The sequence below is a fragment of the Flavobacterium sp. CG_9.1 genome (assembly GCF_015751645.1).
Lineage (GTDB): Bacteria > Bacteroidota > Bacteroidia > Flavobacteriales > Flavobacteriaceae > Flavobacterium > Flavobacterium xanthum.
The window spans coordinates 38,907-56,826 of record NZ_JADOVC010000024.1; the positions used below are offsets into that span (position 1 = coordinate 38,907).

A 17,920-nucleotide genomic window follows, 5' to 3' on the forward strand; every position below is an offset into this window, starting at 1 on the left:
AAAAAAATAGTATTGGAAGCACTAGCGTTTTATAAAATCAACATTTAGTACAGACTTCATTAAAAGGTACTGCTGTAAAATTTTTAAACCAGATTTAGTAAAAATTCTATCATATCCAGAATTCGCTTCTAATTTATTTAATTAGTAGTATAATCTTATTTTTAATGGATATTTATAGGAATGAAATCCAATGATCATCAGTTAAAGATGTTACTCTAATAATCAGATAATTATCATAAATCTATTGCTAACACTGAACGAAGACAATAAAAAAAGGCCTAAATTCTAGGCCCTATATTACTTACTAATCAATCCCTAATCACAAGGAATAGTGAAACTATCAAAACTGTCTACTTACCAAATGGTAATGATAAATTTCATTCCTTAATACTGGCTTTTTTTTCCTTTTCTTTTATCGCCTCTTCTCTAAAATAAGCAATATAAGAAACAATTTCTTTGGTTCGTCTTAAATACTCCTCAAAAATATCAGGACGATAAACCTTCGGTTTTCCATTTTCAATAGAGGTGATTTTAGGATCAAAAAAAGCATAAGTATAAAAGGCACTTACTACCATTTTATCCGCTGGTAATGCCTTATCAAAAGCATAAATATATTTCATGGCAGATATTTTGTCCTTCGGATAAATTGATATCAATTGCCAAAAGGCCTTTAAATATTCCGCGTTCATAAGAGTTTCCTTTATATCATTAAAGTCATACACTTCTTTATATACTCCTATTCGATATTCGGGATCATTAATAAGTCTTAAAGCTTCTTTGCTAAATTTCATCTGATTGCCGTCAACTATAACACCAGGCGTTTGAAGTTCATCTATCCATTTTTTAGTCTCTTTTTCATTATTACTAAGGATTTCTGCCTGTTCTGCTGTAATAATAACCTCTTTAGTGTTCCCTACCTTATCAAAATCCTGAGCTGATGCGGTTAGCGATATTCCTAAACTACCAACAGTAATTAACATTAACTTTCTAATTTCTACTAGCATATTTGGTTTTATTAGTTTTTTCATTATTTATTTTTATAGCAATGCGATTCAGTTTTGTATTTAAATTTTCGATTCTAGCATCCAATTGTTCTTGTTGTTGCTGAATTTTACTTACTTGCAAATTCCAATCTCCATTTTGAACACCAACAACAATATTTACCATTTTTGGTCCAGCATTTAATTGATTTTCCCAAGAACGCCCCACTACTAAAGAAAAATGTATAGAAGTCATCTCCTTCGGATGGATTGCAATTCCATACCCTTTGATTGCTGAACTTGCTATAATATAATCTCCAGATTGTATTGGCCCTGTTACCTTTACTGGAACCTGCCCCGTAAAAGCTACATTATTGCCCATCTCTAATTTATGCTCGTCAGGAACATTTCCGGTGATAATTGGCTTATGAGAAACAACCATTATTTGTTCAGCATTAGTCAAATTTTTTGTGATTTTACCGCCTTTCACAGCAATGACATCCCCTGCCGATAAGTATTCGTTTTGATCAATGCGCTCCAACCACTCCGCATAATCACCGTGTCCTGAAGAATATTCAACGCCTATTTTGTTGAAACTATTGACTAGATTTGAGATTTGTGCAACACCAGATGCAACGCCTCCCGCTAAATCAAGTCCAACAAAGCTACTCAATGTATTTAGGACATACACATTATCTAATACCGTGTTATCTCTGAAATCTTTGGTAGACTGAGCTCTAATCGTTCCCACTGCCCTCCCATCTTTATCTTGAAATGTAATATATTGATTTTCAACAGTTAATGAATTAGTAACCGTTGAAAATGTGAAATTTGGTATTGACAAACTTGGTAATCCCGCAGTTGGAATTTCTGGAATCGTTGGAAATAGCTCTGGAATCGCTGGAATAAGTGTAATTCTTGGAAAAACTATCTCCGGAGTAACAATACTTGGAATCTCTGGTGTGCATATTGTAATACAAAATTCTGGAGTACAAACTGGACATATCCCTATTTCCGGAAAACAAACCTCAGGTAAACACCCTCTTCCTCCTGCGAAGAAAGTTATTTTATTTACTAATTTTGTTTTTGGAATAAAGATTTCAGGAGTACCAATTGGCAATTGCAAACCGCTATTTATGACTTTGATTAAGGCGTTTCCTATTTGAGCCATGACTCCCTTTTGAATACTTGCAGGCATTAATTTGAAAAGCTGTTCAGGTGAAAATGAACCTCCATCAAGCCACCCTTTGACCGTATTTATAGGAGTGTCGTAGGCCTGTGCAAAAGTATTTTGAATATTAAGATAACCACTTCCATTCCAAGCTCCGTGGGTCCGTCCTAATTTTATCAGCAAACCATCTCCATTTGCTTCATTTTGGTTTTCATAGGTGGCTACAAAATCTGGATTGTCACTTTTTATATTTATTGTTCCAATCGCAAGATCATTCAAGGTGCCAGAACCTGTTACAGTAACTAAATTATTGATTTGAGTAGCTCCATCAACTGCTACTGTATTTCTAAATACCGTTGCACTTGCCACTATTAACGTATTATTTATCGAAGCTGTTCCATCAACACCCAGCGATCCTGTAAGTTGAGTTGCTGAGCCATTATTAACAGTCAATGATTTATTTAAAACAGCCGTTCCGTCGACAATGAAATCTCCAGAAAACCCTACTTTCCCTGCCACTGTTAAATTTCCACTCGCTAAAACATCTCTATGATAAGCATAAGGAACGAATAATAGAGATTGATTACTGAAATTTGTATACTCTCCATCTATGTTAATCTCTACTTTTAAATCTATTAGACTACCGTCCCAAACAATATTTGTGTAAATACCTGAAAACGCTAATCCTTGGCCTATGACCACGTTAATCATCCCATAGGCATCAGTAGATGTACTATGAACCTCTTGGTATAAAACTTCTCCTGCGGACTTCAAAATAGTAAAACGCAGCTTTATCGTCTTGTTAGGTAAAATATTTCCACCAGGATCAGCTCCGGGTATTTCTTGTGTTTTTGGATTTAATAGTATGGCCTGATAACTCATTCCATCTGTTTGTGCCATAAGTGTGCTACTAGCAAACAAGAACAACATAAATAATAGTAATTTTTTCATACCGATCACATTAATTATTTTGGTCTATTAATAATAAGTTATCTGCTTTTTTATCCAGAATTTTCATAGTAGCTTCTATCTTGTCGAATTTATCTTCATATAATTTTTGTTTCTCTTCAATTTTCGTGATAATTTTAGCCCAGTCTCCGTTGTGAACGCCTACAACCGTATTCACCATTTTAGGTCCTTCGTTAGGCATGTTATCCCAAGCACGTCCTACAGCTAGTACATGATCTTCTGCCTTCATTTTATCTGGATGAATAGCAATTCCATATCCTTTTATTTTAGAATTTGCTACAATATAATCACCAGATTGTACGGACCCCATTACTTTTACGGGCACCTGACCCATAAAAGCAATATCATTACCCATAAATGATTTTCCCTTTTCGGGAGTATTTCCTAATATAATAGGATGATGAGATACTGCCATTATTTGTTCGGCATTGCTTAAATCCCTTGTAATCTTTCCTCCTTTTACAGCAACAATATCACCTGCTGATAAGTATTCATTTTGATCTATACGCTCTAACCACTCTGCATAATCTCCGTTACCTGAAGAATATTCTACTCCTAACTTATTGAATCTATCCGTCAAATTTGAGATTTGCGCAGAACCTGATGCAATACCACCTAACAAATCAATTCCAGTAAAGCTGGCAACGACATTTAACACATAAACATTATCTAATATAGTGTTGTCTCTGAAATCTTTTGTAGACTGTGCTCTGATGGTCCCTGTTGTCCTTCCCTCTTTATCTTGAAAGGTAACATATTGATTTTCTTTAGTTAATGAGTTAGTTACTACCTGTGACGGTATTTCTGGGATTGACAAATTGGGTAATCCATCAGTTGGAATATTCGGGATTCTTGGAATTAGATTAGGAATCGCAGGAAGTATCTCAAACGAGGGAAGTTCCACTTTTGGAGTCCTAACTTTCGGAATGTCTGGAATACCAGGAGGCATAGTTATTCCTGGAAAAATTTCTACTTCCGGAAGAATTAGTGTTTTAGGGACTACAACAGCATCAAAACCAATAGGTAAATTTAATCCATCATTTATTGAACTTGTAATGCTATTTGTTATTTGTGCCATGGCTCCTGCTATAAATGTTGCGGGCATTAAATTAAGAAGTTGGATAGGTGAAAATGACCCCCCATTCAACCAGCCTTTAACTGTGTTTATTTGGCCATCAAAAGCGTTAACTAAAGGGTTTTCAATATTCAAATAACTGCTGCCATTCCAAGCCCCATGAGTTCTTCCTAGTTTTATTAACAAACCATCTCCGTTCCCTCCATTTTGGTTTTCGAAGGTGGCGACAAAAGCGGAATTATCACTTTTTACATTCAAAGTTCTAACGCCAAGGTCATTAAATACCGCGGGACCCGTTACAGTAAATGAATTATTGACTTGCATAGCACCGTCAACTGTCAATGTACTTTTTAAGGAAGTTGCACCTCCTACTGTTACCGCATTATTCATAGCAACTGCTCCATCAACATCCAAGGATCCTGTAAGTTGAGTTGCTGAACCGTTTTTCACGGTTAAGGATTTATTTAAATCAGTAGTTCCCTCGACAATCAAATCTCCAGAAAACCCTACTTTTCCTGCCACTAATAAATCACCCGTCGCCATAATATCCCTATGATAAGCGTATGGAGTAAACAAAAGCGCTTGATTGCTCAAATCTGTGTAGCTGCCATTCAAATTGATCTCTACTTTTAAATCCTTCTTGGTTCCGTCCCACATAATCTTTGTGAAAACGCCATAAGAAGGAGCACCTTGTCCAATCACGAGGTTAATCATACCATAAGAATCAGTCATTGTGGATTGCACTTCCGTATATTCAACTACGCCTGCTGCATTGATGATTGTAAACCGAATTTCCAGTTTTTTATTTGGAAAGATATTCCCACTAACATCTTGTCCTAGAATTTCTTGATTTTTAGGGTTTAATATTAGGGCTTGATAGCTAATTCCATCTGTTTGAGCTGTAAGTTTGATGCATGCAAACAAGATGAAAGCAAATACGAATAATTTTTTCATAATATTATTATCTTGTTTTATTAGATAGGTTAACCAATAACCCAAAACTTACATTGTTACTTCCTATTCTCAATTTCTCTGGTTTTGCAACCCAAACCACGCTTTTCCCATACATATATTGAACATAAAAGGATAGATTTTCTGAAATAGGATGTGAGAAACCTGTTCCTACTCTAAAATTTAATATGGGTTTATCAAATTCCTCAATCTTTTTCAAATTAATAACCCTATTATTGATCGTCTGGGTTCCCTGAACTAAAAAACCATACGAAGCTGATCCCTTCAAGTAAACTGAAGCTTTCTTAATTTTAAAAAGTTGTTGATCAAGCCCAACACTAAGCTCTAAATAGTTAACATTCCATTCCATAAAATTACCGACTTCATTATCACTACCAATAGCACCGTATCCGGCATATCGTATTCCTAAAGAACCCTTTAACTGCTGCTGATTAGATATCACTCTATCTCGGTATCCAATTTCCATAAAAGTATGAGCTGTTTGCTGAAGATTACCCAGTTTCTCATTTTGAGAATTAGTGTAATCAAAAGACGACATCGTTTTCCCTGTTTCAAGGTAAAGTTGTTGTGCTGTTGCAAACGTACTTGCAATCATTAACAGGAATAATAAAGTAATTTTTTTCATTTTTTTGATTTAGTATTAGTTTGTCTGCGAGTTTCGTGCTTCATTTTTTATTTAATTTTTAAGTATTTTTTTTACTAATTGTTTTTTGTTCGCAATCACCTTTAGTATATAATTAGCGACTGGAGAACTTCCTAACATCACGTAAACATTTTGACTTGGCGAATATATCTTGGCGAAAACTAACCTTCCAAGCATATCATAAATTTCGACTGAAATTTTATCTGTAATTTCCTCGCTAAATACTATGTTGATGCTTTCCATAAAAGGGTTCGGGTAAACAATGGCTTCAAGACTTAAAAGTGTTTTCTTATCCACTATCTTTGTAAGAACATTAGGTTGTATAAAACCTTGGCGAAATATCAAACTTCCATTGGCGAACGTACCTATAACGCTTGCTTGTCCAACACTTTGCTGAATAACGTAATTTTGATTGCCTAGACTTACTTGGTTAGAAGAACCCGAAACTCCAGTAGTAGATCTAAGCAACAGCTTATTTGATGCACTTTGAGCATGCATTTGGACTAAAAAAAAGCACAATAAAATTGTTAAAATTTCTCTCATTTTTATGTTTTTAATTATTTAATTCTATTCATTTTTTTTAACAAAGCTTATGAGTTAACAGATGTATGGCACAATAGAGTTACCCATTTTACCGCCGCATATTTTATAAAAAAGCTGCTTGAAATGCTGTTCCTAAATGTTAATTATTTAAATAGTAAAACACTTATGAAAAACAGGACATTAACAACAATTGAATATAATAGGTATTACTAACTTACTCCTAATATGATCATTGCGAAGTTAATACTTCACTCACATTTAAAACCACGTAGAATTACGTGGTTTTAAATGTGAGTGATTAAAATGCTATTTAAATTCATATAGAGATCACCATTTAGATTTAAACTTAAAAACATACTGGTAATTTCAATATATTCTTGTGCATTCACAATCTCTATGTGACTCTTGAAAAGTTCTGAAAGCGAGAGAAAATAGTTTATTGGATGTCGTAGTATTTCATTAAAAAAAAATTGTTTTTTTAATAAAAAAAATTGTTTTTTTTTAATGAAATATAATTGACGGCATTCCTTAAAAAAAACTAATTATAAACAATCACTAAATAATAATCATTTAAATCCTCTTTTAGTGTAACATCATCAATAATAACGAATAAAAAAGGCCAAAATAAGACAGATCAATAATTTGTTAAAACAATAGCAAAAAACAATTTAAGCCCATTTACCATGGAACAAAATAAAAACACAAAAGGAACACAAAAAGATAATTATTGAAACGCAACTATAGCACGCAATAAAAACAGTTTGGGCATCGTATATAATGAGTAATCCAAATTGACGCCTTTATTACTTTTATTAAATTTGCTTTGACCGTTACAACTACTAAAGTTATATGAGTTGTAAAAGAAGAAATACACTTAAAAAAATATTACAATGAGTACTACATTATTTGACAAAGTATGGGATTCGCACGTGGTGCGTAAAATTGAAGATGGACCAGATGTGTTCTTTATTGACCGTCATTTTATTCATGAAGTTACAAGCCCTGTTGCTTTTTTAGGTTTAAAAGAAAGAGGAATCTCGGTTTTATATCCAGAGCGTACTTTTGCCACTGCCGATCATAATACCCCAACCATAAACCAACATTTACCCGTTGAAGACCCATTATCTGCTAACCAACTAAAAGCTTTAGAAGAAAACTCCAAAGAATACGGGATTAGCCACTGGGGATTAGGAAACTCAAAAAATGGAATCGTTCACGTCGTGGGCCCTGAAAACGGAATTACATTACCAGGCGCAACCATCGTTTGTGGCGATTCACATACCTCGACTCACGGTGCCTTTGGCGCTATTGCTTTCGGAATCGGTACTTCTGAGGTAGAAATGGTACTTTCTACCCAATGCATCATGCAACCCAAGCCTAAAAAAATGCGCGTTAATGTCGCTGGTGATCTTCAGTTAGGAGTTACGCCAAAAGATGTTGCGCTTTATATCATCTCAAAACTATCCACTTCAGGTGCTACTGGTTATTTTGTAGAATACGCAGGAAAAGTTTTTGAAGACATGACCATGGAAGGCCGTATGACCGTTTGTAATTTAAGCATCGAAATGGGAGCTCGTGGAGGAATGATTGCTCCAGATCAAACAACTTTTGACTACTTAGAAGGACGTTTATATGCTCCAAAAGGTGATGCTTGGGATAGCGCAGTAGCCTACTGGAAAACCTTAAAAACAGATGTGGATGCTAAATTTGATGAAGAAATCAACTTTGAAGCTTCAGATATTGAACCAATGATTACGTACGGAACTAATCCAGGAATGGGCTTGGGAATTTCTAAAAGTATTCCAAATGCTAAAGATGTTGTTGAAGGAGCAGAAACCTATGCCAAATCTTTAGGGTACATGGGATTCCAACAAGGAGAAGCCATGATAGGCAAACAAATTGATTACGTCTTTTTAGGGAGTTGTACTAACGGTCGTATTGAAGACTTTAGAGCTTTTGCTTCGATTGTAAAAGGCCGCCAAAAAGCCGCTAATGTTACAGCGTGGCTCGTTCCAGGATCACATGTTGTCGAAGCACAAATAAAAGAAGAAGGAATTCTTGATATATTGACTGAGTCAGGTTTTGTATTGCGTCAACCAGGTTGCTCTGCTTGTCTTGCGATGAACGACGATAAAGTGCCAGCTGGAAAATACGCAGTTAGTACTTCCAACAGGAATTTTGAAGGACGTCAAGGACCTGGTTCCAGAACGTTATTAGCTAGTCCATTTATGGCAGCGGCAGCGGCAGTGACGGGAATATTGACGGATCCACGAGAGTTGTTGTAAAAGATTGCTGCATGTAGATTAAGGATTTTTGATTTCAAATATCGAAAATCTACTCCACTTTCAACTTCGCTTTTTAATAGATATATAAAAATAGTGGCGACCAAGATTTATTTTTTCAATGAAAATCAAAAATCGTTAATCAAAAATCAAAAATTACAATGGCTTACGATAAATTTACGACTCTTACCAGCACAGCAGTTCCACTTTCTATAGAAAATGTAGATACCGATCAAATTATTCCCGCACGTTTTCTAAAAGCAACAGAACGCGTTGGCTTTGGTGACAACCTTTTCCGCGATTGGAGATACAATAATGATGATTCACCAAAATTAGATTTTGTTTTAAACAATCCTACTTATAGCGGACAAATCCTTGTGGGCGGGAGGAATTTTGGATCTGGATCTTCCAGAGAACATGCGGCTTGGGCAGTTTATGATTATGGCTTCCGTTGTGTAGTATCTAGTTTTTTTGCTGATATTTTTAGAAACAACTGCTTAAATGTAGGTGTCCTTCCTGTTCAAGTAAGCGCTCCATTTGCCGATAAAATTTTCGAAGCGATAGCAGCAGATCCTAAAACAGAAATAGAAGTCAACCTTCCAGAACAGACCATTATACTTAAAGCAACTGGAGAAAAAGAATCTTTTGACATTTCAGGATACAAAAAAGATAATATGATCAATGGATTTGATGATATTGACTATTTACAAAACATAAAAGAGGAAGTGATCACATTTGCAAATGAACTTCCGTACTAAAAAAACTAAAAAGGGAGTTGCTATCGTTTGAAAATAGTGCTGGCTGCGGCAACTCCTTTAATTGTTTTATAAAATATAATTGTACGGTTTAAAATCGACAGAAAAAAGATTGTAATAGCCTCAAAATTAGAAATGGAAAAAAGAAAGATTGAAATAATGGATACGACACTCCGTGACGGGGAACAAACCTCTGGAGTATCTTTTTCTGCTGCCGAAAAGCTAACCATTGCACAATTGTTGCTGGAAGAATTAAATGTTGATCGAATCGAAATCGCTTCTGCACGAGTTAGCGAAGGCGAATTTCAAGGAGTCAAAGGGATTATGGCATGGGCTTCTGCCAAAGGATACAACGACCGAATCGAGGTTTTGACATTTGTAGACGGCGGGCTTTCTATCGAATGGATGAAAAAAACAGGTGCTAAAGTTCAAAACTTATTGACTAAAGGCTCCCTAAATCACCTAACACATCAATTAAAAAAGACACCAGAACAACATTTTTCTGAAATCGCCCAAACGATAGCTTTGGCCGCAGCTCACCATATTGAAACTAATGTGTATCTCGAAGATTGGAGCAATGGCATGCGAGATTCACCCGAATATGTCTTTCAATATCTAGATTTTTTAACAAAACAACCCGTTAAAAGAATCTTATTACCTGATACATTAGGCGTTTTAATTCCATCTGAAACGTTTGCGTTTATTTCGAAAATTATAAAGAGATACCCAAATACCCATTTTGATTTTCACGCACACAACGACTATGATTTGAGTATTGCTAACGTGATGGAAGCAGTAAAAGCAGGGATTCAGGGGCTTCATGTCACTGTAAATGGAATGGGAGAACGTGCTGGAAACGCCCCTCTAGAAAGCACAGTTGCTGTCATCAATGACTTTTTACCAGAAATAGAAATCAGCGTAAAAGAATCTTCCTTATACTCTGTCAGTAAGTTGGTTGAAACTTTTACAGGCTACAGAATTCCTGCTAACAAACCTATAGTTGGCGATAATGTCTTTACACAAACAGCTGGAATTCATGCTGATGGTGATAATAAAAACAACTTATATTTTAATGATTTACTGCCAGAGCGCTTTGGGAGAAAACGAAAATACGCACTTGGAAAAACATCGGGAAAAGCTAATATTGAGAAAAATCTGCAAGAATTGGGATTACAATTGAATCAAGAAGACCTAAAATTAGTTACCCAAAGAATTATCGAATTAGGCGACAAAAAAGAAACGGTCACAAAGGAAGATTTACCCTATATCATATCAGATGTTTTAGACAGCCAGACCTATGAAGAGAAAATAGTAGTGGAATCGTATATTTTATCCCATGCTAAAGGAATGCGCCCATCCACCACGCTTTCTTTAAAAATAGACGGAGAAGTTATTGAAGAGCATGCACAAGGGGACGGACAATTTGACGCTTTTATGAATGCATTAGCAAAAATTTACAAAAGCAAAAATTTAGAACTACCTAAATTGATTGATTATGCAGTACGAATCCCACCGGGAAGTAGTTCAGATGCATTATGTGAAACCATAATTACCTGGATCAACAACGGAAAAGAATTTAAAACAAGAGGATTAGATTCAGATCAAACGGTGGCAGCAATTATAGCTACGCAAAAAATGTTGAATGTCATCCCCTCCCCAACCGTACTCGAAGTACAGAGAGACGAAACTGAAAAAGAACTGAAACACTAAAAAAAACATTTCTACTAGATCTCAGCTTTCTTTCCTTCGAAAGTGGCTGAGAACAGAAATATCAAACTTTAAGACATGAAATATACAATCGCACTTTTAGCTGGGGACGGAATTGGACCCGAAGTAATCAATGAGGCCGTAAAAGTTTCCGATGCTATTGCAAAAAAATTCAATCACGAAATTATTTGGACACCAGCACTTACAGGTGCTTGTGCCATTGATGCCGTTGGAGTTCCTTACCCAGACGAAACGCATGAAATTTGTATGAAAGCAGATGCGGTTTTGTTCGGAGCTGTTGGACATCCAAAATTCGATAATGACCCAAGTGCTCCTGTTCGTCCCGAACAAGGACTGTTATTAATGAGAAAAAAATTGGGCTTATTTGCTAATGTACGTCCTACTTTTACATTTCCTTCGCTAATTGACAATTCCCCTCTAAAAAGAGAACGCATCGAAGGAACGGACTTGGTTTTCCTAAGAGAATTAACTGGTGGGATTTATTTTGGAGAAAAAGGAAGACTAGATGGAGGCGAAACCGCATACGACACGTGTACTTATACAAGAGTTGAGGTACAACGCTTAGCCAAAAAAGGTTTTGAATTAGCTATGACCCGAACTAAAAAACTCTGCTGTGTTGACAAAGCAAATGTTTTAGAAACATCCCGTTTATGGAGAGAAACAGTGCAAGCAATGGAAAAAGACTATCCAGAAGTAACTGTGAGCTATGAATTTGTAGATGCAGTCGCCATGCGATTAGTGCAATGGCCTAATTCCTATGATGTATTGATTACTGAAAACCTTTTTGGAGATATTTTAACGGATGAAGCATCCGTAATTTCAGGATCGATGGGACTGATGCCATCCGCATCTGTGGGAGAACATACTTCATTATACGAACCCATTCACGGCTCCTATCCGCAAGCAACTGGATTGAATATTGCGAATCCGTTAGCGACTGTTTTATCTGCAGCGATGATGTTTGAAGATGCATTTGGTTTAAAAGAAGAAGCAGAAGCTATTAGAGCAGTGGTGAATAAATCCTTAGAACAAGGAATTGTAACCGAGGATTTGGCCACCAAAGATGCTAAAACCTATAAAACTAGCGAAGTTGGTGACTGGTTAGTTGCGAATTTGTAAATTATAAAAAATTATATTGTTTAAAAATTGAGTAATAGCTAAATATTACAACCTGAAGAACAACACACTTTTTAGCTTTTACTCAACTTTAAGAAAAATAATAAATAACAAAAAAGGTGTCAATTTTCATTGACACCTTTTTTTATAGCTAGAAAAAAATATTAATATCCTCCTCTGTTTCCACCACCACGGTTTTCTCCACCACGGCTGTTTCCACCACCATAACCACCGCGAGAATCTCCACCACGACTGTTATTGTTAAAACTTCTTCTTTCGCCTTCTGGTTTAGGCTCAGATTTGTTAACTACAATTGCACGTCCTTGAACAGTTGCACCGTTCAATTCGTCAATAGCTTTTTGAGCTTCGTCATCATTTGGCATCTCAACAAAACCAAATCCTTTACTTCTTCCAGTAAATTTATCAGTAATAATTTTAACTGAATCAACTGCTCCGTAAGCCTCGAAAGACTCTCTTAAATCTGCTTCCTCAATACTGAATGGAAGGCTTCCAACAAAAATATTCATATGTCCTTATTTAAATAATACAACAAATGTAGTGCATTTTTTTTCTAATCTACTATATATTAGCTTATTTATGATTTTATTTTAAATTAAAAATGAAAGTAGTCTGGATACAACAGTAAGCGCATGTGATTAGTAAACCTTAAAGCCTATATTTTAAGGAACAAGAACACTTACCGGAACTTTATAAAAAACACCTTGCTGAAAATTTAATACCGGATCCGATGAGGAATTGTCATCGATATTTTTAGCATTAAATTTAAAAGTTCCTGATATTGTTCTATTTAGATCATCATATTCGGTTAGTATTATTTCACCACTCCCAATACCAATGCCTGTTGTATATTTGATTTCGCTATTTCCTTGATTTATCACATAAACAGCCGTTTTTGAATTACTTGTGCCCAAAGGGAATTTCTGCGTTGTGGTAGAAGTCATTTTCAAGGACATTACTTCGGTTCCAGTGTAGGCTTCGATTAATAAAGATCCATCGGACGCTAAGGTCGCTTTAGCCTGCACGGCTCTCCAAAACACATTGTTTTTCATACCTTGAAAAGAAGGATTATTAAACCTAACGTCTTCCTCACACGAAACTACTACAAAAAGCACCACAAGAAACAAGATATATTTTTTCATAAAACCTATTTTGAAGTAACAAAAATAAGATATTAAAGTTTAAAAAATTAAACTCCGTAGAAAAAAATAGCCATCAAAATCAGACGAAACCCAATACCATTCATTAAAACACGACTTGGATTAGCGATTATCAATAAAAAATGTATCTTTGCACCCTTAATTAATCGAGGTCGAGTACCTCAAAATTTAATCACAAGATTATGTCAGTAAAAATTAGATTACAAAGACACGGTAAAAAAGGAAAACCTTTTTACTGGGTTGTAGCAGCAGATGCACGCTCAAAAAGAGATGGTAAATACTTAGAGAAAATAGGTACTTACAATCCAAACACAAACCCAGCAACTATCGACTTGAACCTTGATAGCGCAGTAAAATGGTTGCACAATGGTGCTCAACCAACTGATACCGCAAAAGCAATTCTTTCTTACAAAGGAGCTTTATTGAAACATCACCTTGATGGTGGTATCCGTAAAGGAGCTTTAACTCAAGAACAAGCTGACGCAAAATTAGCGACTTGGTTAGAAGCAAAAACAGGAACAGTTGATGCTAAAAAAGATGGTTTAACTAAGGCGCAAGCTGATGTTAAAGCTAAAGCTTTCAAAGCAGAACAAGATGTAAATGCAAAACGTTTAGCTGCAGCTGCACAAGCTGAAGCAGATGCGATTGCCGCTGCAAATCCAGCTGTAGAGGAAGAAGTTGAAGCTTCGGCTGAAGAGACTCCTGCTGCAGAAGAAAATAACGAAACTACTGAAGCATAATTTAAGAAGCGAAGATGCGTAAAGAAGATTGTTTCTACTTAGGTAAAATCGCTAAAAAATTTAGTTTCAAAGGGGAAGTTCTTGCCTATTTAGACACGGACGAACCAGAGTTATACGAAAACTTGGAATCAGTGTTTGTTGAATGCAACAAACACTTGGTTCCTTTTTTTATTGAAACCAGTTCCCTGCACAAAAACGATTTCCTCCGAATTCGTTTTGAAGACATGAATACTGAAGAAGATGCAGATGCTATACTAGGGAACGCAATCTACCTTCCTTTAAAAATGTTACCAAAACTTACTGGTAACAAATTCTATTTCCACGAAGTAATAGGATTTGAAGTTGAAGACAAACGCTTAGGCGTTGTTGGAAAAATTCAATCCATAAATGACACTACTGCCCAACCTCTTTTTGAAGTACTTAATGGCGAAGTAGAAATCCTCATTCCTATGATTGACCATTTTCTTGTGAAAATTGACAGAGAAAATAAGAAAGTCATCATGGATTTACCAGAAGGATTGATTGAGATGTACTTATAAAAAAAGTGCTCAGTCTAACAAATACGCAATCACCAATCGCTAATCATCTAGAAAAGTGATCCGTATTCAGTTTTTAGTATTCTATTAAAAAAAATCTGCAATCTGCAATCGTTAATCCTCAATCTAAAATCATTTTGTTCCAATTCAAACAATTTACTATCGAACAGGATCGTTGTGCCATGAAAGTTGGTACTGATGGTGTATTGCTAGGTGCTTGGACGCCAATAACGAACAATCCTTTCGGCATATTAGATATTGGTACAGGAACAGGTATCATAGCCTTAATGTTGGCACAAAGAACCAATGCAGAGCAAATTGACGCGCTAGAAATTGACGGAGAAGCTTATGAACAATCCGTAGATAATTTTGAAAACTCCCCTTGGAGTGACCGCTTATTTTGTTTCCATGCCGGTTTAGATGAGTTTGTAGAAGAACCAGAAGATGAGTATGATTTAATTATTTCTAATCCCCCTTTTTACAGCGAAGATTACAAAACAGAAAACGAACAACGCGATTTAGCCCGTTTTCAAGATGCGATGCCTTTTGAGGATTTAATTGAAGCTGCTGATTTATTATTGTCTGAAAATGGTATTTTTTCAGTAATCATTCCGTTCAAAGAGGAAGATCGATTTTTGGCTATAGCCAAAGAATATGAGTTGTACCCCATGAAAATCACTCGCGTAAAAGGCATTCCAACCACAGAAATCAAACGTAGCTTATTGGCTTTTAGCCGAAAAAAAGAAGTTGATTTCTCTATTGATGAACTAGTTATTGAAACCGCTAGACATATCTATACTCCAGAATACATTGGCTTGACTAAGGATTTTTATTTGAAGATGTAGTCTGCATTAAAGAGGTTTGTAATTATTTAAACTTCTTTCAAGTGTCTCAATGATTTTTATTTTAAGTGATTCTGGCTCGAGAACTACCATTTCGGAACCCATTGATAAAAGTTCCATGATAAAATCTACCGTTGGACTCAAGTGCAATTCGATAATACATTCTTTAACGGTTTCTTCCACTATTTTTTGAGAATAATGCAATGGCAATGTCTTCACATAATTGGCTTGATCATGTGACAAGCAAAGTTTAATTTTTTCAGGTTGAATTTCATTTGTAATTATTCCAAAAGAATATTTGAATTTTTCATTAGCATCAAAATCATTTGGATATGGATATTTTTTACTTGTTATCTGCATATTTGTAATTCGTTCTAATCCAAAAGTTTTAAAAATACCATCTTTAGAGTCTTTAGCAACCAAATACCAACGATTTCTAGCTTCTTTCAAAGCCAACGGATAAACAGTACGAATCTTTATTTCGTTATTGGTTTTCCAAAATTTTTCATGAGTAAAATCAATTATAAATTGGTTTTTTATAGCATGCAGTAAACCATGCATATTATCAGTTCCTACTGATCTTCTTTTTTCAATAATAATATGATTTGAAAGAGAATCAGAAATATTTAATGCATTAAATATTTGAAATGATTCAATTAATCGATCTGTTTTTCCTTCGTTGGCATCTTGTACAATTTGATACACATTATTCGAACGGGAATACTCAATATCAATATTGTAAATTTCTCCTATCTCTTGGACATCACGTTCAAAAGTACGTTTTGAAATCACATAATTCTCCTCGCAATCTATTGAATGCTTTTCTAAATACTCAAGTAAATCCTTAAACGAACAAGGATTGGATCGCAGTTTGTTTATAATAAGATGGTGCCGTTTTATAAATTGCTTTTTAGACATTATTCTTTCATTTTTTTCTGAGATCTGGCCTTCACTTAGTTTGATTTCCCCTTTGTTGCTTTGCTTTTGCCGCACGCAATTCCGCTTCAATACCTGGCTCTAAATCTGATAAAGAAACAGTTGACAACTTAATCTCAAATGATTTTATAGCCTCTCCGAGCCAGCTATCACCTATAAAAGCTTTCTCTACATTTTTATCAACAAATACATAATGCTTTTCCCATTTATTTCCAAAATCCTTTTCAGCAGCAATAAGTTTTAAAAGATCGGCTTTTACTTTATTTTTTTGAGCTGGATTCACTTTGTCAATTCCAGCATAAATTTCACCCATAATTTTGTTCTCAAGATCACAGAAATCTAATTCATACTTTGAGCTATATTCTCTTTTGTTTGCAGAAAGGTTCCAACCATGTTTCTTGTGAAGATATATTTTTACTTGTGATTCAACTTTTCTTTGTACTGAAGAGTCAGATTCGTGTGTCTGCTTGTTATTTTCTGGATTAGTCATAAAGATGTTTTTTATATAATTATTTAATAAAGTTTTTGAAGCAAATTTTTAATTTTTTAATATTATCCAAATATATGATATACTAGCAATATTTTTTGAACTATCTAATCAATTCCCAAAACCAACAGCTTTTCTTGCTATCGATTGATAATTTAGATCCGTTCTAAAATTGAATATATCCGCCAATGATAGGGAATTCTCTACTACAATATCATGACCCAACTTTTCCAAAAGCACGTTAGTTTTATCTGTTGCAAGTAATTTAAAATTATAAATTGAAGTTAGTCTCCCTTTTCGAAGTAAAGCCATATCTATATTTTTTAAATCAGTATTAAATGTAGCGATTACTTGAATCCCTAGACTATCTGCAAGTAGACCATCTGTCAAGTTCAGTAAGAATGAAAGTCTGGAATTATGATGATTATCTCTTGAAAGTATTAAATCCTCTGCATCTTCTATAACCAAAACACAATTTGGATTATCTAGTATAAACTTGGTAAACGACATATCATCTAAATTACCCGCAATTTTAGGAGATAAAAAAATTACCTTCTTATTTTGTTGATGGATTAAGTATTTTATATAAGTGCTTTTTCCTGTACCAGGTAATCCATGAAATAAATATAAACCTTTAGTATCTCTTTTTTTTAAATTCTTAACAATTAACTGATGTATATTTTTGAAATCATCATTATAATGTAGATCTAGATTTACTTTAGGTTTTTTAACTTCAATATTCTTGGTAGTAAGCCCTTTTTCATCACTCACAATAAAACTTATTTGGGTTGTTTTTTTTGGTTTTAATTGAAATTTTAATAAGTTACTCTGTAAATCGCTTGCTTCTTTTTCTAAACTAGATTCAAAAAGAACTTGAATTCAATTAATAAATGCGAGAGTCAGGAATCGCAAATGAAGATGAAATATTTTTTCAGAACAAAGAAAAGAAAATTAATTCTTTTCCCTG

Annotated in this window: 17 protein-coding genes; 7 read left to right on the forward strand and 10 right to left on the reverse strand. The window is 34.8% G+C overall.

Features of this window, described 5'->3' with window-relative positions; all coding sequences use genetic code 11:
• Positions 1-377: 377 nt before the first annotated feature.
• The 5 genes from IWX83_RS12785 to IWX83_RS12805 are packed head-to-tail and all read right to left on the reverse strand — an operon-like array spanning position 378 to position 6,353.
• Positions 378-1,028 (reverse strand): hypothetical protein, encoded by a 651-nt coding sequence (locus tag IWX83_RS12785; protein ID WP_196830154.1) that lies wholly within the window; start codon positions 1,026-1,028, stop codon positions 378-380.
• Positions 988-3,102, reverse strand: coding sequence for a hypothetical protein (locus IWX83_RS12790; protein WP_196830156.1), 2,115 nt, complete (start codon positions 3,100-3,102; stop codon positions 988-990). The genes IWX83_RS12785 and IWX83_RS12790 overlap by 41 nt, the downstream gene beginning before the upstream one ends.
• A 10-nt stretch (positions 3,103-3,112) precedes the next feature.
• Positions 3,113-5,149 carry a hypothetical protein gene (locus tag IWX83_RS12795; protein WP_196830158.1) on the reverse strand — a complete coding sequence of 679 codons (2,037 nt, stop codon included), beginning with the start codon at positions 5,147-5,149 and terminating at the stop codon, positions 3,113-3,115.
• Between the two features lie 7 nt (positions 5,150-5,156).
• Positions 5,157-5,792, reverse strand: a complete 636-nt coding sequence (locus IWX83_RS12800) for an outer membrane beta-barrel protein (protein WP_196830160.1) — start codon at positions 5,790-5,792, stop codon at positions 5,157-5,159.
• Between the two features lie 51 nt (positions 5,793-5,843).
• A complete protein-coding gene (locus tag IWX83_RS12805) occupies positions 5,844-6,353 on the reverse strand; it encodes a T9SS type A sorting domain-containing protein (protein WP_084129593.1) in 510 nt (169 codons plus the stop codon).
• An 890-nt stretch (positions 6,354-7,243) separates the two neighbouring features.
• Here IWX83_RS12805 and leuC point away from each other — a divergent pair.
• The 4 genes from leuC to leuB all read left to right on the forward strand — a co-directional run bounded on the left by leuC (position 7,244) and on the right by leuB (position 12,237).
• Positions 7,244-8,638 carry a 3-isopropylmalate dehydratase large subunit gene (gene leuC / locus IWX83_RS12810; protein WP_073353599.1) on the forward strand — a complete coding sequence of 465 codons (1,395 nt, stop codon included), beginning with the start codon at positions 7,244-7,246 and terminating at the stop codon, positions 8,636-8,638.
• 158 nt (positions 8,639-8,796) lie between these two features.
• Complete coding sequence (gene leuD, locus IWX83_RS12815; protein ID WP_196830161.1) at positions 8,797-9,393, forward strand: 3-isopropylmalate dehydratase small subunit; 597 nt, start codon at positions 8,797-8,799, stop codon at positions 9,391-9,393.
• 132 nt (positions 9,394-9,525) lie between these two features.
• On the forward strand, positions 9,526-11,100 hold the full coding sequence (locus IWX83_RS12820) for an alpha-isopropylmalate synthase regulatory domain-containing protein (protein ID WP_196830163.1): 1,575 nt from the start codon (positions 9,526-9,528) through the stop codon (positions 11,098-11,100).
• 75 nt (positions 11,101-11,175) lie between these two features.
• A complete protein-coding gene (leuB, locus tag IWX83_RS12825) occupies positions 11,176-12,237 on the forward strand; it encodes a 3-isopropylmalate dehydrogenase (protein WP_073353596.1) in 1,062 nt (353 codons plus the stop codon).
• A gap of 161 nt (positions 12,238-12,398) precedes the next feature.
• Here leuB and IWX83_RS12830 read toward each other — a convergent pair whose 3' ends face one another.
• Both IWX83_RS12830 and IWX83_RS12835 read right to left on the reverse strand, forming a co-directional pair.
• On the reverse strand, positions 12,399-12,761 hold the full coding sequence (locus IWX83_RS12830; protein ID WP_066079550.1) for an RNA-binding protein: 363 nt from the start codon (positions 12,759-12,761) through the stop codon (positions 12,399-12,401).
• Positions 12,762-12,914: 153 nt separating this feature from the next.
• Complete coding sequence (locus IWX83_RS12835) at positions 12,915-13,394, reverse strand: DUF6252 family protein (protein WP_196830165.1); 480 nt, start codon at positions 13,392-13,394, stop codon at positions 12,915-12,917.
• Between the two features lie 200 nt (positions 13,395-13,594).
• Between IWX83_RS12835 and IWX83_RS12840 the strand changes: the two genes are divergently transcribed.
• The 3 genes from IWX83_RS12840 (at position 13,595) to IWX83_RS12850 (ending at position 15,533) form a co-directional block, all read left to right on the forward strand.
• The gene (locus IWX83_RS12840) at positions 13,595-14,152 is read left to right on the forward strand and encodes a 30S ribosomal protein S16 (RefSeq protein ID WP_066079544.1); all 558 of its coding nucleotides are present in this window, start codon (positions 13,595-13,597) and stop codon (positions 14,150-14,152) included.
• Between the two features lie 14 nt (positions 14,153-14,166).
• Complete coding sequence (rimM, locus tag IWX83_RS12845; protein WP_196830168.1) at positions 14,167-14,691, forward strand: ribosome maturation factor RimM; 525 nt, start codon at positions 14,167-14,169, stop codon at positions 14,689-14,691.
• A 134-nt stretch (positions 14,692-14,825) separates the two neighbouring features.
• Positions 14,826-15,533: a tRNA1(Val) (adenine(37)-N6)-methyltransferase gene (locus IWX83_RS12850; protein ID WP_196830170.1), complete on the forward strand. Its 708-nt coding sequence runs from the start codon at positions 14,826-14,828 to the stop codon at positions 15,531-15,533.
• Positions 15,534-15,539: 6 nt separating this feature from the next.
• Here IWX83_RS12850 and IWX83_RS12855 read toward each other — a convergent pair whose 3' ends face one another.
• From IWX83_RS12855 to IWX83_RS12865, 3 genes are all read right to left on the reverse strand, one after another.
• Positions 15,540-16,448: a YafY family protein gene (locus IWX83_RS12855; RefSeq protein WP_196830172.1), complete on the reverse strand. Its 909-nt coding sequence runs from the start codon at positions 16,446-16,448 to the stop codon at positions 15,540-15,542.
• 31 nt (positions 16,449-16,479) lie between these two features.
• Positions 16,480-16,956 carry a hypothetical protein gene (locus tag IWX83_RS12860; protein WP_196830174.1) on the reverse strand — a complete coding sequence of 159 codons (477 nt, stop codon included), beginning with the start codon at positions 16,954-16,956 and terminating at the stop codon, positions 16,480-16,482.
• A gap of 108 nt (positions 16,957-17,064) precedes the next feature.
• Entirely contained in the window at positions 17,065-17,724 is a 660-nt protein-coding gene (locus IWX83_RS12865; protein WP_196830176.1) for an AAA family ATPase, read from the reverse strand.
• Between the last annotated feature and the right edge of the window lie 196 nt (positions 17,725-17,920).

Excerpts from the sequence above, each read along its gene's own strand:
- IWX83_RS12830 (WP_066079550.1), bottom strand. The coding sequence starts at position 12,761 with ATGAATATTTTTGTTGGAAGCCTTCCATTCAGTATTGAGGAAGCAGAT.
- IWX83_RS12805 (WP_084129593.1), bottom strand. The coding sequence starts at position 6,353 with ATGAGAGAAATTTTAACAATTTTATTGTGCTTTTTTTTAGTCCAAATG.
- IWX83_RS12790 (WP_196830156.1), bottom strand. The coding sequence starts at position 3,102 with ATGAAAAAATTACTATTATTTATGTTGTTCTTGTTTGCTAGTAGCACA.
- IWX83_RS12785 (WP_196830154.1), bottom strand. The coding sequence starts at position 1,028 with ATGAAAAAACTAATAAAACCAAATATGCTAGTAGAAATTAGAAAGTTA.
- IWX83_RS12840 (WP_066079544.1), top strand. The coding sequence starts at position 13,595 with ATGTCAGTAAAAATTAGATTACAAAGACACGGTAAAAAAGGAAAACCT.
- leuD (WP_196830161.1), top strand. The coding sequence starts at position 8,797 with ATGGCTTACGATAAATTTACGACTCTTACCAGCACAGCAGTTCCACTT.
- IWX83_RS12835 (WP_196830165.1), bottom strand. The coding sequence starts at position 13,394 with ATGAAAAAATATATCTTGTTTCTTGTGGTGCTTTTTGTAGTAGTTTCG.
- IWX83_RS12800 (WP_196830160.1), bottom strand. The coding sequence starts at position 5,792 with ATGAAAAAAATTACTTTATTATTCCTGTTAATGATTGCAAGTACGTTT.
- IWX83_RS12820 (WP_196830163.1), top strand. The coding sequence starts at position 9,526 with ATGGAAAAAAGAAAGATTGAAATAATGGATACGACACTCCGTGACGGG.
- rimM (WP_196830168.1), top strand. The coding sequence starts at position 14,167 with ATGCGTAAAGAAGATTGTTTCTACTTAGGTAAAATCGCTAAAAAATTT.
- leuC (WP_073353599.1), top strand. The coding sequence starts at position 7,244 with ATGAGTACTACATTATTTGACAAAGTATGGGATTCGCACGTGGTGCGT.
- IWX83_RS12795 (WP_196830158.1), bottom strand. The coding sequence starts at position 5,149 with ATGAAAAAATTATTCGTATTTGCTTTCATCTTGTTTGCATGCATCAAA.
- IWX83_RS12860 (WP_196830174.1), bottom strand. The coding sequence starts at position 16,956 with ATGACTAATCCAGAAAATAACAAGCAGACACACGAATCTGACTCTTCA.
- IWX83_RS12855 (WP_196830172.1), bottom strand. The coding sequence starts at position 16,448 with ATGTCTAAAAAGCAATTTATAAAACGGCACCATCTTATTATAAACAAA.
- leuB (WP_073353596.1), top strand. The coding sequence starts at position 11,176 with ATGAAATATACAATCGCACTTTTAGCTGGGGACGGAATTGGACCCGAA.